Consider the following 14,601-nt stretch of genomic DNA (forward strand, 5'->3'; position numbering starts at 1 on the left):
GGAGCGCGCTGCTGGGCGTGCCGCCAGCGTGGGGCGCGACGACAACTTCTTTGCGCTGGGCGGGCATTCGCTGCTGGCCACGCGGCTCGTGTCGCGCCTGCGCGGCGCGCTGCAATGCGAGCTGCCGCTGCGCGCCGTGTTTGCCGCGCCCACGCTGGCGGCGCTGGCGGCGGCCATCGCCAGCCACCGCGGGGAGGCGCGGCAGGCGGGGGCCCTGCCTGCGCTGCTGCCTGTGCCGCGCAGCGGCGCGCCGATGGCGCTGTCGCTGGCGCAGCAGCGTTTGTGGCTGGTCGAGCGCCTGGCCGCGACGGCGTCGGCCACCTACAACATGGGCGCCACGGTGCGCCTGGCCGGGCCGCTGCAGGTGCCGGCCTTGCAGGCGGCGCTGAACTGGCTGGTGGCGCGCCATGAAAACCTGCGCAGCCGCTACCCGGAGCAGGACGGCGATCCGTATGTGGAGATTGCCGCGCAGCTTACGCTGGACTTGCCCGTCACCGATCTGCGCCACTTGCCGCCGACGGAGCGCGAGCAGGCGGCCGCCGAAGCGATCCGCGCCGACACGCGCCAGCCTTTCGACCTGGTGCACGGACCCGTGCTGCGCGCCAGCCTGCTGCGCATGGACGACGAGCTGTCCCTGCTGCTGTTCGCCATGCATCACATGGTGGCCGATGGCTGGTCGGTCGGCATCCTGGCCGACGAACTGGCACGCGGCTATGCCGCGCATTGCCTGGGCGAGGCGGTACGGCTGCCCGCGCTGCCGCTGCAGTACGCCGATTACGCGGCCTGGCAGCGCGCCGTGCTCGCTGGCCCGGCGGGCCGCAGGCAGGCGGCGTTCTGGCGCGACGCGCTGGCCGGCGCGCCGGTGCTGCTGCCCCTGCCGCTGGACTTCCCGCGCGCGCCGGTGGCCACGCACGCGGGCGCCGAGCTGCGCTTCGTCCTGCCCGCCGCGCTGGTGGCCAGGGTCGAGGCGCTGGCCCGGCAGCGGCAAGCCACCTCCTTCATGGTCTTGCTGGCCAGCTTCCAGTGGCTGCTGCACCGCCTGACCCTGGACGACGACATCGTCATCGGCACGGACGTGGCGGGACGGCGCCACAGCGACCTGGAAGGCTTGATCGGCTTCTTCGTCAACGTGCTGCCGCTGCGCTCGCGCATCGCGGCCGGCGACGATTTCGATGCGCTGCTGGCGCAAGCCCGGCGCACCACGCTCGATGCCTTCGAACACCAGGACCTGCCATTCGACCGCATCGTCGAGGCGGCAGGCACGCCGCGCGACCGGCGCTGGAATCCGCTGGTGCAGCTGCTGTTCGTGCTGCAGAACACGCCGGCGGGCCAGCTGGCCATGCCCGGCATCGAGGCGACCATCCTGCCGCCGCTTGAGCGCGCGTCGAAATTCGACATGGCGCTGTTCCTGGAGCCGCGCGCCGACGGCGCGCTGACCGCGGAATGGGTGTATGCCAGCGCGCTGTTCCGGCCGGACAGCGTGGCGCGCCTGGCCGACGCCTGGCTGGACCTGCTCGACCGGGCGCTCGCCGCGCCCGCCACCCCTTTGATCCACTTCAGCGTACCCGTACACAAGGACATCATGGATAGCACACCCGTAACGCCATTCGCGGCCGGCAAGCTCGACGGCCTGAAAAAGAAGCTGCCGCTGGCCGGCGCCAGGCCGGCGCCGCGCGCCGCCATCCGCCAGGGGCCGCTGCAGGCCGGCCGCGATTTTCCGCAGCTGATCGAGCCGGCCAGCGACGACCTCGACCCCGTCGCCTGGGCGCGCGGCCAGCGCGATTTCATCGACGCCACCTTGCGCCAGCACGGCGGCATCGTCTTCCGTGGCTTCGGCTTGCGCACGGCGCAGGAATTCGAGTCGTTCGCCGAAGCCATCGACGCCCAGCTGTACGGCGAGTATGCGGACTTGCCGAAAAAGGAGGGCGGCAAGAAGACCTACCGCTCGACGCCGTATCCGGAACAGCAGATGATCCTGTTCCACAACGAGAGCGCCCACCTCGACCGCTGGCCGCGCAAGCAGTGGTTCTTCTGCGAGCTGCCGTCGCCCGTGGGCGGCGCCACGCCCATCGTCGATTGCCGCGAAATGCTGCGCCGCCTGCCGGCCGAGGTGGCCGAGACGTTCGAGCGTAAGCAGCTGATGTACGTGCGCACGTTTACCGACAAGTTCGACGTGTCGTGGCGCGATTTTTACCGTACCGACGACCGCGCCGAAGTCGAGGCGCGCTGCGCCGCCGCCGGCATCGAATGCCGCTGGCTGGAAAACGACACGCTGCAGACGCGTACCATCTGCCCGGCCGTGATCAGCCACCCGATGACGGGCGAACGCAGTTTCTTCAACCAGGTGCAGCTGCACCATATCTATTTCCTCGAACCCGAAGTGCGCGAGGACTTGCTGGCGATGGTCGGCATCGAGCGCATGCCGCGGCACGTGTATTACGGCGATGGCACGCCGATCGAGGACGACGTGATGCGCCTGGTCGGCGAATTGTACGAGGCGTGCGCCGTGCGCTTCGCATGGCAGCAGGGCGACGTCGTCATGCTCGACAATATGCTGGCGGCGCATGCGCGCGATCCGTTCCAGGGCCCGCGCAAGATCGTCGTGGCGATGAGCGAACTGCTGGGCCGCGCGCAGCTGGCGCAAGGCGGTGCGGCATGAGCGCGCCGGACGCCTTCGCGCTGAGCGCCGAGCAGCGCGCCGTGCCGCCCGATGCGGGCATGCTGCAGCTGACGGTGAATATCGCAGGCCAGCCCGACATGGCGCGCCTGCGCGTGGCGGTGGACATGCTGGCGGCGCGCCACACGCAGCTGCGCGCCCGCTTTGGCGCCGTCGACGGCTACCGCGGCCTGCGTCAGTGGATCGCGCCGCCGGCGGAGGCTGGCGAGACGCTGTCGATCCACGAGGCGCCGCAAGGCTGCCAGCTGGTGCTGCGCCTGCCGGCCCTGGTGGCGGACCGGCGCAGCATGGAAATCCTGTACCGCGACCTGGTGCGCCTGTATGACGGCTCGGCGCTGGACGAGCCGTTGCAGTACGCCGAATTCGTGGAATGGCGGCGCGACATCGAGCAAAACGAGGAGGCCCAGGCCGGGCGCGCCTACTGGGCCAGTGCGGGCCGGCAGCCGGTGCTGCGGCTCGCCTACCGCGACGGCGCGGCGGCGGGAGCGGGGCGCGCAGCGCAATCGCGCGAGCTGTCCGCGCCGGTGGCGGCCAGCCTGGGCCGGCTGGCCGAAGCCTTCGGCGTGCCGCTGGTGGCGCTGCTGCAGGCGGCGTGGTGGGCGCTGCTGGCGCGCATCCAGGGACACGGGACGTTCAGCGCCGGCTGGCAGCATGACTGCCGCCGCGACTATGCGGTGATGGACGACGCCGTCGGCGTCTTTGAAAAGATCCTGCCGCTCGATATCGGCCTGTCGCTCGACGAGCCGTTCGGCGACTGGCTGTCGCGCTGCGCCGCCATGCTGGAGCAGCACGTGGAGGCGCAGGAATTCGCGCCCGTGGCGGCACCGCATGGCGATGCGCATTTCAGCGCGGGCTTCGCCTTGGGCGAACTGCCGGCCGGCGCGCAGGCCGGCGGCGCCTCATTTGCCTGCGGCCCGCTGCCGGCCAGCGCGGACATCTTCGAACTGGCGCTGATGGTCGAGCTGGACCAGGCCGGCGCGGCGCGGCGCCTGAGCGTGCGCCACGCACCGTGCTACGGCGCGGCGGCGGCCAGCCGGCTGCTGGAACAGCTGGCCACCTTGCTGGCGGGACTGGAGGTATGCGCCGCGCAAGCCATTTCCGCCTTGCCGCTGGTGGGCGTTGACGAACGGGAGGCGCTGCTGGCCCTGAACGGCCCGGCCGTGCGCTATGGCGCGCGCACCTTGCCCGAACGGATCGGCGATTGGGCGCGCCTGACGCCCGGCGCGCCGGCGCTGCAGGCGCGCGACATGCAGCTCGACTATGCGCAGCTGGACGAACGCGTCAACCGCCTGGCGCACTGGCTGCGCGCGCAGGGCGTGGGCAGCGAAAGCATCGTGGCGCTGGCCCTGCCGCGCAGCGGCGAACTGGTGGTGGCGCTGCTGGCCGTGATGCGCGCCGGCGGCGCCTACCTGCCGCTGGAGCCGGAGTGGCCTGCCGCGCGCACGGAGGCGATCCTCGGCGACGCCAGGCCGGTGCTGCTGCTGACGCCGGGGGAGGAGGGCCGGCGCGGCGGCGTGCGCTGCGTGTCCCTGGCCGCCATCGCGCCGCAGCTGCAAGCCTGGCCGGCGACGGCGCCGGAGCAGCAGCCCGACGCGACGCAGGCGGCGTACGTGCTGTACACCTCCGGCTCGACCGGCGCGCCGAAGGGGGTGGTGGTGGAGCACCGGCACCTGCTCAATTACGCGCTGGCGGCCAGCGAGCAGCTGGGCCTGGACGGCGCGCGGCGCTTTGCCCTCAGTTCCGCGCTGGCGGCGGACCTGGGCAACACGGCGCTGTTCGGCGCGCTGCTGCATGGCGCTTGCCTGGTGGTGGCCGATGCGCAGGACATGCAGGCGCCGGCCGCGTTTGCGCGCTTCATCCGCGACGGCCGCATCGATTGCCTGAAGATCGTGCCATCGCACCTGGACGCGCTGCTCGACGAACACGATGCGGCGCTGCCGGCCACCATCGTGCTGGGCGGCGAGGCCGCGCCGCGCCGCCTGCTGCAGCGCATCCATGCGCTGGCGCCGGCCAGCCGCGTCTTCAACCACTACGGCCCCACCGAGACCACCGTCGGCGTCATGACGCACGCGCCGGACCTCGCCGCGCCGTTGCCGGCCGTGCTGCCGCTGACGCGGGTGCTGGCCAATTGCCGCGTGCTGGTGCTCGACAGCCATGGCGCGCTGGCCGCCACCGGCTCGCTGGGGGAGCTGCATGTGGGTGGCGCGCAGCTGTGCCGCAGCTACCTGAACCGGCCCGGCGCGCTGTTCGTGGCCGATCCCCTGCTGGCGGGCGAAAAACTCTACCGTACCGGCGACCTGGCGCGCTACCTGCCCGATGGCGGCCTGGAACTGGCGGGGCGCGCCGACCATCAGGTCAAGCTGCGCGGCTTTCGCGTCGAGCCGGGCGAAGTCGAGGCGGCGCTGCTGGCCCTGCCCGGCGTGCGCCAGGCCGTGGTCGCCCCGCGTGGCGAGGACGGCGGGCGCCATCTGGTGGCATGGGTGGTGGCGCACGAGGGACAGCAGGGGCAGGAAGAGGCCTGGCATGCGGCCCTGCGCGCCTGCCTGCCCGAGGTGATGCTGCCGGCGGCCATCGTGGTGCTGCCGCAGTTGCCGCGCCTGGGCAATGGCAAGGTCGACCTGCGCGCGCTGCCCGCGCCGCGCCCGCGGCAGGCGCCGGAGGGGCCGCGCACCGGGCCCGCTTCCGCCCTCGAGTGGCTGCTGGCGTACCTGATGGGCGAAGTGCTGGAGCAGGATGCGCCGGGCGCGGACGACGATTTCTTTGCGCTGGGCGGGCATTCGCTGCTGGTGATCAAGCTGGTGGGCCGCATCCGCAAGGCGCTTCAGCTGGAGTTCGCCCCTGGCCTGGTGTTCGACCACGCCACGCCGGCGGCGCTGGCGCGCGCCTTGTCGGCGCTCGAGGGCGAGGCGGGCCGCCTGGAGCAGGTGGCGGGGCTGCGGCGCCAGCTGGCCGGCATGACGCCGGAGGCGCGCGCGGCGCTGCGCCAGGGCGCGCCGGCCTAGCTGAGATTGCGCTGCGCCGCCTGGCGCTGCCTGCAGTCGAGCGGACAGTCGGCGCAGAAATCGAGCCGCAGCCGGTAGCGCAGGCAGCACAGCTGGCGCTGGCGCACGTTGGCCACCAGGCGCGTGGGCTGGTGCATGGGGTTGGCCAGCCGGTCCGGCCACTGCGCGCTGGCGCACAGGAAGGCCAGGTCGGCGGCGATGCGCGGCTGCGATCCCATCAGCATCTGGCATTGCAGCAGCGTTTCCTCGGCGATCACGGCGGCATTGTTCCACAGCAGGCGCGGCGCCAAACGGCATTGCCTGGCCAGCGCGTCCACCACCGGCGCCAGGTGACCGCGCACCAGCGGCTGCAGGCGCGCCGCGCTGTCCAGATCGGGCGATGCCGCGCCGGCGTCTTCCAGCAGGAAACGCAGCGGCGCGCCATCGGCAGCGGCCAGGAAACGCACGCGCCCGGGGGCGAGCGGGAAGCGCCAGCCGCAGGCGGCCGATGCCGCCAGCACGGGCACGAGCAGGGCGTTGAAATACAGCTTGGACCAGGTCGACGCCAGCGCCTTCGGATGGGCGCCGGGAAAGCGCAGGGCAAACCGGGCCAGCGCCGCCGGCAGCTGCGGGCCGTCGAGGAAGGCCGCGAGCGCGGTGCCAGCGGGAGCGGTGGGCTCGGCCACGGCCAGCGCCGCGCCATACGCGGCCAGCTCGCCGTGGAACAGCTGGGGCAGGGGGCCGATCAGACAATGGTGCGGGTTCGGGGCGTGCAGGGGCAGGGACATGGTCATCGATTCTTCGTGGCTCGACACGTATAAATAAATACATGCTTTGGTTGCGGTAATAACAATTCTCATCTATTATCATTCAAATGTAAATGTGAAGCATTCTCATTTGCATTCTTATTCTCATTAACATCAAATGTAACTGATTCGGCACTACTTCTCTCACCGATGTCCTTCTGATTTGAGGCTGTTTGCATGAACGTTTTCCTGTCCCTGATCCGGCGCTTCCGCGTCTTGCTGCTGCTTACTTCCGTGGCCAGCGTGTGCAGCGCGCTGGCTGGCATCGGCCTGATCAGTGCGATCAACCAGCGCATCGCCGCACCGGCAACGCCGGGTGCGCACTGGGCCCTCGTCTTTGGCGCCTTGCTGCTGGTGCTGTTCGTCTGCGGTTTCGCCTCCCAGGCCCTGCTGACGGCGCTCGGCCACCGGGTGGTGTACGAAATGCGCCTGGTCATGCTCAAGCGCGTGCTCGATACGGGCATCGAGCGCCTCGAGCAGATAGGCGCGGCGGCCCTGTATGCGGCGCTGACCAAGGACGTGGCGGCCATCGGCATGGCTTTCAACCGCCTGCCCTTCGTGCTGTACAACGGCGTGCTGGTGCTGGGCGGCTTTGTTTATCTGGCCTGGCTGTCGTGGCAGCTCTTCCTGCTGACCATTGTCGCCGTGGGCGGCGGCGCCCTGTTTGCGCAAGTCATGATGCTGCGCATGCGCGCGTTGATGAAGCAGGTGCGCGAAACGGATGACGCGATCTTTGCCGGCTACGAGGGCGCCATCGAAGGGCGCTGCGAGCTGGCCTTGAACGCCACGCGCAAGCAGCTGTTCTTCGAGCAGGACTTCACGCCGGCCGCCGAACGGGCGCGCCGGCTGGAAGTGCGCGCCGACCGTTACTGGATCTTCAGCCTGAACTGGGGCGCCGTGCTGATCCTCGGCCTGGCCGGCCTGATGTTCGTCGCCGGCGATTATTTCGCCGTGCCGGCGCAGGCCGTGGTGGCCTTCGTGCTGGTGCTGATGTTCCTGCGCATGCCATTGAACGACCTGGTCGAAGGCTTGCCGATGCTGTTGTCGGGCAGCGTGGCGCTGGAAAAGATCGACAGCCTGGCGCTCGAGGCGCATCGCGCCGGCTTCGACGTGCAGCCTGCCGCCGCGCCGGTGGCGCCGGGCCTGCCGCTGCTGCTGCTGCAGGACGTGCAGTACCAGTATCCGCATGCCAGCGATGAATACGGTTTCCGTTTGGGACCGGTCAACCTGCAGCTGACGTCAGGCGAAATCCTCTTCATCGTCGGCGGCAACGGCAGCGGCAAATCGACGCTGGCGCGCATCCTCACAGGGCTGTACCAGCCGTCGGCAGGGCGCGTCGAGCTGCTGGGCAAGGAGGCCGGCGCCGGCAACAGCGCCTGGTACCGCAGCCATTTTTCCACCGTGTTCTCGAATTTCCACCTGTTCCAGGGACTGGTCGGGCCGCTCGGCACGTTCGACCCGGCGCTGGCGCAGGCCTTTTTGCAGCGCCTGCGCCTGGAGCGCAAGGTCGCGCTGCACGACGGCCGCCTGTCCACCGTGCGCCTGTCGCAGGGACAGCGCAAGCGCCTGGCGCTGCTGATGGCGCATGTGGAACAGCGCCCCATCCTGCTGCTCGACGAGTGGGCGGCCGACCAGGACCCGCCATTCCGCGACTTCTTTTACCGCGAGCTGCTGCCCGAGCTGCGCCGCGGCGGCAAGACCGTGATCGCCATCAGCCATGACGACCGCTATTTCGGCGTGGCCGACCGCGTGCTGCGCTGCGACGGCGGCGTGCTGCAGCCGCTGGCCGTGGCGCGCGGCGTGCGCGACAGCGCGGCGGACCTGAGCGCGGCCTGACGCGGCCCTGCCGCTTGCCTGTCACCTGTTACCTGCAACCCATCAGCGATTCAGAACGAGGATATCAACATGGCCGAGAACGTACAGCATCACCCGAGGGAATTTGTCACGCAGCGCGCCGGGGCGGCGGCCCTGTACACCGCCGTCGATGGCGCGCAATTGATCGTCACGCTGGACGGCGCGGCCGTGCAGCGCTGGCAGATGGCTGGCGCCGCGTCCGGACTGCAGCTCACCTTGCAGTCCGGCGGCGAGGGCGCGCTGGCGCGCGACGCGGCATTGGCCTCCTGCGAAACGGCGTTCGCGCTGTATCCGGGCGAAGCCGGCGTGCAGCTGGCGGGCGCGCCGGCGGCGCTGGCCGCGCCATTGCTGCAGGGAGCGGCGCTGGACGCGGGCGCCGGCATGCTGCAGCTGCCGGCCCAGCGCTTCTGGCAAGAGTCCGGCCTCTGGCTGACGCGGCCAGGCAGCGGCGCCTATCCCTTGCAATATGTCATGAGCAATGGCCAGCGCCACCCGCTGCGCGCGCCCAAGCCGTCCGGCCAGGTGTATGCGCGCCACATACCCTGGCTGAACCAGGTGCTGTCGCTGCGCACTGTCGACATCGACGGCGACCTGGCCACCTTCCACCGCTGGATGAACGACCCGCGCGTGGCGCATTTCTGGCAGGAGGAAGGCGACCTGGCCAAGCACCGCGCCTACCTCGAGCAATTGCAGGCGGACCCGCACATGCTGCCGCTGATCGGCTGCGCCGACGGCAGGCCGTTCGGCTATTTCGAAGTTTACTGGGCCAGGGAAAACCGCATCGGCCCGTATTGCGAGGCGGCGGACTTCGACCGTGGCTGGCATGTGCTGATCGGCGAGGAAGACGTGCGCGGCCGCCCCTGGGTGACGGCCTGGCTGCCGTCGCTGATGCACTACATCTTCCTCGACGACGTGCGCACCCAGCGCATCGTCGGCGAACCGCGCGCCGACCACCACCAGCAGATCAATAACCTGGACCGCAACGGCTTTGCCAAGATCAAGGAATTCGATTTCCCGCACAAGCGCGCCATGCTGGTGACCCTGCTGCGCGAGCGCTTCTTCGGCGAACGGCGCCTGGTGCCGCCCGGCGTGGCGGAACACGAGCTGTCCTATTTCAACCACCTTGCCACGCGAAGCGAGTGACCATGCAAGCCAATTACCTCGTGCATGACCTGATCGGCATCGGCTTCGGCCCGTCCAACCTGGCATTGGCCATCGCCTTGCGCGAGGCGGCCCCCGCCGACGGCGCGCTCGACGCCTGTTTCATCGAGCAGAAGCCCGACTTCGTCTGGCATGGCGACATGCTGCTCGACGACAGCCGCATGCAGATCTCGTTCCTGAAGGACCTGGTCACCCTGCGCAATCCGGCCAGTCCCTACACCTTCATCAATTACCTGCAGCAGCACGGACGCCTGCAGGACTTCATCAACCTGAAGACGTTTTATCCGAGTCGCCACGAATTCAACGACTACCTGCGCTGGGCGGCGGGGCGTTTCGCGGCCGATTGCCATTATGGCGAAGAAGTGGTGGCGGTCGAGCCGGTGCTGCGCGATGGCGTGCTCGATCATCTGTGCGTGCGCTCGCGCCAGCATGGCGGCGCCGAGCGCCTGCGCCATGCGCGCAACGTGGTGCTCAGCGTGGGCGGCGCGCCGCACATCCCGCCGCTGTTCGCCGCCTGGCGCGACGACGCGCGCGTGTTTCATTCCTCGCGCTACCTGGCGGGGCTGGCCGCCTTGCCCGCGCCGCGCCGCGTGGCCGTGGTCGGCGCGGGACAGAGCGCGGCCGAGATCTTTCTCGACCTGATCGCGCGCGGCCCCGGCATGCAGGTCGACCTGATCGCGCGCAACGCCGTGCTGCGCCCGGCCGACGACAGCGCCTTCGTCAACCAGATCTTCAATCCCGAATATACGGACTATGTGTACCAGCGCAGTTCCGACGCGCGGCGCAGCCTGATCGATGACCTCAGCAACACCAATTACGCGGTGGTCGACACGGGCCTCATCGAGCGCATCTACGACTTGCTGTACCAGCAGAAGGTGCGCGGCAGCGAACGCCACCGCGTGCTGTTCGAGCATGAAGTGGCCAACCTGCGCGGCGGCGACGACGGCGCCCTGCTGGCGGAGCTGCGCCATGGCGATGGCGGCCCGTCCGGCGCCTGCCGGTATGACGCCGTGGTGCTGGCCACCGGCTATCAGCGCCAGACGCACCGGCGTTTGCTGGCGCCGCTGGCCCAGTGGTTCGACGCCGGCGACGTGGCGCGCGACTACCGGCTGCGCGGACCGCAGGACTGCGCGGCGGGCATCTTCCTGCAAGGCTGCTGCGAAGACACGCACGGCCTGAGCGACACCCTGCTGTCGGTGCTGGCGATCCGCTCGCAGGAGATCGCCGACGCCATGCTGGAGCAGCGCCGCCAGTGGGGCCATCCCGGCGCCAGCGCCGGCTCCCGCTCCCGCAGGGAAAGCGCGCACGCCTGTTGAAATCCGATTTTTCATGCACGATTCGAGGAGATGTTGATGTCCGCAGTACAGAAAAGAGGCGCCCGGCGCATGGCGCTGTTGTCCGCATTCTCGGCCTTCTCGGCCGCTGGCGCCGCCTGGGCGCAGCAGGACGAGGTGACCCTGAAGGAAGTGGTGGTCAGCGGCAGCGCGGACGAATCAAGCGGCAATCCGCGCGTGCGCGTCGGCTCCAAGCTGCCGCTGGCGATGCGCGAAATTGCGCAATCGGTCAGCGTGGTCACGCGCGACCAGATCGAGCAGCAGAACCTGCTCACCCTGTCCGACGCGCTGCGCCATGCGCCAGGTGTGACGGTGGAAAACAAGGACGCCAACCGCGCCATCTTTTATGCGCGCGGCTATGAAATCAATTCGGTGCAGCTCGACGGCGTGCCCACCACCTACGATTTCCGCGTCAGCGCCTCATCCGACCTGGCCCTGTTCGAGCGCGTCGAAGTGCTCAAGGGGCCGGCCGCGCTGTACGCGGGCACCAGCGGCACCGGCGGCAGCATCAACCTGGTGCGCAAGCGCCCGACCAGCGAACTGCGCGCCACGGCCGAACTGAGCCTCGGTTCGTGGAACAAGCGCCGCGCCGAATTCGACGTGGGTGCGGCGCTGAACGCCGAGGGCACCTTGCGCGGCCGCGTGGTCGGCGTACTGCAGGACAAGGACTTTTTCTATGACTATGCGCATGAGCGCAGCCACACGCTGTACGGCGTGGCCGACTATGCGTTCAGCCCGGCCACGCGCCTGACCGTGGGCGCCAGCACGCAATACGTGCGCGCCGCCGAACAGCCGTGGAATTATCCCGCCATGCTCGACCTGTCGAGCGGCAAGCCGGTGCTGTCGCTGCCCGACATACCGCGCAAGACGAATATCGGCGCCAATTTCAACCTGGACCAGTACCGCACCACCAACGCCTTCGCTGAACTCGAGCACAAGATGGCCAATGACTGGAGCGGGCGCCTGTCCGCCAACTGGCAGGAAAGCGGCCTCGATCGCATCCAGGCCTATCCGTGGAACCCGGTCGACCCGGCGGACAAGCTGGTGCAGCTGTATGTGGGCGGCGGCAAGGACCGCCAGCGCCAGTATGGCGTCGACCTGAACGCCGGCGGACCGTTCGCGCTGTTCGGCCGCCGTCACCAGCTGCTGGTGGGCGCCAACTACAACAGCATGCGTTTCGCCTCGCCGTACTACCGTGGCGAATTCGATGAGAAGGTCGATATCTTCCAGCCGCGCCATGACTTTCCCCGTCCGGATTTCCTGCCGCTGGGGGAAGGGCAGAACCTGCGCTCGGAGCAGTACGGCGTCTACGCGAATGCGCGTTTCAGCCTCACCGACCCGCTGACCCTGGTGCTGGGCGCGCGCGCGTCGTGGTGGAAGGGCCGCACGCAGGACTACACGCCGGACAGTTCGGTGGAAAGCCGCAACGAGGCGACAGGCAAGATCTCGCCGCAGCTGGGCCTGATCTATGACCTGAGCCGCGACTACTCGCTGTATGCCAGCTATGTCGACGTGTTCCAGCCGCAGGCCTTCGCCGGGCGCGATGGCAGGCCGCTCAATCCCCTGAAGGGCAAGCAGTACGAACTGGGCGTCAAGGGCGAGAGCGCCGACCGCGCGCTGAGCGGCTCGCTGGCGCTGTTCCGCGTCAGCGAAAGCGGCCGCGCCCAGTCCGTGCTGGTGCCCGGCGGCGTCGATTACTACATCGCCCGCGGCAAGACGCGCAACCAGGGGCTGGAAGCCCAGGTCAACGGACGCCTGCGGCAGGGATGGGATGTCTATGGCGGCTATACCTATATCAATTCGCATGAGCTGGAAAGCCTGGACGGCCTCGATTCCAGCGCCTTTTCAGCCATCGCGCCGCGCCACATGCTGCGCTTTGGCAGCAATTACGCGTTTGCCGGCGACTGGCGCCGCTTCAGCGTCGGCGGCGGCGTGACGGCCGTCAGCCGCTTCTACAACAGCTTCGCGGTGCTGGGCGGCGCCCAGCTGGCGCAGGGCGGCTATGCCACCGTCGATGCGCATGCCGCCTGGGCCATCAACGCGCGCGCCACCCTGGCGCTCAATGTCAGCAACCTGTTCGACCGCCATTACTACCAGCGCATCAATACGCCGCAAAACGGCAACGTGATCGGCGAGCCGCGCGCCCTGGCGGTGACCTTGCGCCTGAAGCTGTAAGCCCAGACGGCCGCCGCCCGGTCCAGGCCGGGCGGCTTATACCCTCGTACACCGACGCCTCCATGACCACCAACCAAGACCAATTGCTTGCCCTGCTGTTCGACGATGAAACCGATGGCGTCGATGCGATCCTGCCGCGCGCCGTCGACGGCGATGGCGCCGCACCGCTGTCGTTCCAGCAACAGCGCCTGTGGTTTTTGCAGCGCTACGAATCGCGCTCGACCGCATACAACCTGTGCCGCGCGTTTCGCCTGGAAGGCCCGTGCGACGGCGCGGCCCTGCAGGCGGCGCTGTGCGCGCTGGTGCAGCGCCATGCCGTGCTGCGCACGCGTTTCGAGGAGCGCGACGGCTTGCCGCTGCAGATCGTCGAGGAGCATGTCAGCCTGGCGCTGGCGCGCGAGACGGCGCCCGCGACGGATGCCGCTGCCGTCGAATGGCTTGCCGCGCGCCTGCGGCGCGAAGCCGATACGCCGTTTGACCTGGGCGCCGCGCCGCTGCTGCGCGCGACCCTGATCGATTGCGGCCGCGAACACGCCGTACTGATGCTGAGCATGCACCACATCGTCTCGGACGCCTGGTCCAATCCGGTGCTGATCCGCGACCTGGCGCAGGCCTACCGCGCCGCGCAGGCGGGCACGCCGGGTCTGCCGGCGCTGCCGCTGCAGTATGCCGACTATGCGGCCTGGCAGCGCGCCATGCTGCAGGGTGCGCACCTGGATGCGGAGCTGGCCTACTGGACGGCCTACCTGGGGCAGGACGTGCCGGCGCTGAATTTGCCAGTGCTGGTTGACGGCCCCGCGCCCGTGCAGGCGTCCGGCAGCCACGCGTTTGCGCTGCCGCCGGCGCTGGCCGGCGCGGCGCTGGCGTTTTGCCGCGCCGAACAGTGCACGCCGTTCGTGATCCTGATGGCGGCCTGGCAGCTCGTGCTGGCAGGCTTGAGCGGCCAGCGCGACTTCGCCGTCGGCGTGCCGAACGCGGGCCGCAATCGCCACGAAGTGCATGAGCTGATCGGCTTTTTCGTCAATACCCAGGTCTACCGCGCGCGCCTGACGCCCGGCCTGACGCCGCGCACCCTGTGCCGCCGCCTGCGCGGCGAGGCGCTGGCCGCGCTGAACCACGCCGAGCTGCCATTCGAGCTGCTGCTCGATGCGATGCGCATCGAACGCGACCTGTCGCGCAATCCGCTGTTCCAGGTCCTGTTCAACCTGCGCCACGAAGGCGCGGCCGCTTCCGCCGTGCCCGTGCTCGACGGCTTGTGCGTCAGCATGCTGTCGGAAGCGCAGGTCGAGGCCAAGTTCGACCTGTCGCTCGATGTCGCCATCGGCGCCGATGGCGTGACGGCCAGCCTGGAATACCGCACCGCCCTGTTTGACGGGGATGGCATCGCGGCGCTGGCCAGCTATTTCGTCAACGTGCTGGCCGCGATGCTGGAGCGGCCGGACGCCGTGCTCGATGGCAGGGGCCTGCTGTCCGCCGCGCAGGCGCACGACGTGCTGCGCCAGGGCCGCAACGAAGGCGGGCCTTGGAACGACCTGCCCGTGCACGCGCAGTTCGAGCTGCAGGCCGTGCTGCATCCGGATGCGCTGGCGCTGCTGCACGAGGACGAGGCGCTC

General features: G+C 69.5%; 8 protein-coding genes. 7 read left to right on the top strand and 1 reads right to left on the bottom strand.

Translation table 11 applies throughout. The features are described from left to right. Positions 1-2,659 (top strand): condensation domain-containing protein (locus AC1RDJ_RS28150; RefSeq protein WP_493029419.1); only part of this gene is annotated, 2,659 nt, incomplete at its 5' end. Continuing rightward, positions 2,656-5,679 (top strand): amino acid adenylation domain-containing protein, encoded by a 3,024-nt coding sequence (locus AC1RDJ_RS28155; RefSeq protein WP_493029420.1) that lies wholly within the window; start codon positions 2,656-2,658, stop codon positions 5,677-5,679. The genes AC1RDJ_RS28150 and AC1RDJ_RS28155, both read left to right, overlap by 4 nt. Here the strand turns inward: AC1RDJ_RS28155 and fhuF are convergent. Then, positions 5,676-6,452 (bottom strand): siderophore-iron reductase FhuF, encoded by a 777-nt coding sequence (gene fhuF / locus AC1RDJ_RS28160; protein ID WP_493029421.1) that lies wholly within the window; start codon positions 6,450-6,452, stop codon positions 5,676-5,678. The two genes, AC1RDJ_RS28155 and fhuF, sit on opposite strands and share 4 nt — an antisense overlap. 189 nt (positions 6,453-6,641) lie before the next feature. On the opposite strand from fhuF, the gene AC1RDJ_RS28165 reads away from it, so the two are divergent. From AC1RDJ_RS28165 to AC1RDJ_RS28185, 5 genes are all read left to right on the top strand, one after another. Further along, positions 6,642-8,300, top strand: coding sequence for a cyclic peptide export ABC transporter (locus AC1RDJ_RS28165; RefSeq protein WP_493029422.1), 1,659 nt, complete (start codon positions 6,642-6,644; stop codon positions 8,298-8,300). 69 nt (positions 8,301-8,369) lie between these two features. Continuing rightward, positions 8,370-9,461: a GNAT family N-acetyltransferase gene (locus tag AC1RDJ_RS28170; RefSeq protein ID WP_493029423.1), complete on the top strand. Its 1,092-nt coding sequence runs from the start codon at positions 8,370-8,372 to the stop codon at positions 9,459-9,461. A 2-nt stretch (positions 9,462-9,463) separates the two neighbouring features. Then, positions 9,464-10,795 carry a lysine N(6)-hydroxylase/L-ornithine N(5)-oxygenase family protein gene (locus AC1RDJ_RS28175; protein WP_493029425.1) on the top strand — a complete coding sequence of 444 codons (1,332 nt, stop codon included), beginning with the start codon at positions 9,464-9,466 and terminating at the stop codon, positions 10,793-10,795. Between the two features lie 36 nt (positions 10,796-10,831). Continuing rightward, positions 10,832-12,988, top strand: a complete 2,157-nt coding sequence (locus tag AC1RDJ_RS28180; RefSeq protein ID WP_493029427.1) for a TonB-dependent siderophore receptor — start codon at positions 10,832-10,834, stop codon at positions 12,986-12,988. Between the two features lie 62 nt (positions 12,989-13,050). Beyond that, the coding region (locus tag AC1RDJ_RS28185; RefSeq protein ID WP_493029428.1) for a condensation domain-containing protein at positions 13,051-14,601 on the top strand (1,551 nt) is incomplete at its 3' end.

It is taken from the genome of Janthinobacterium sp. GW822-FHT07H10 (assembly GCF_058798675.1).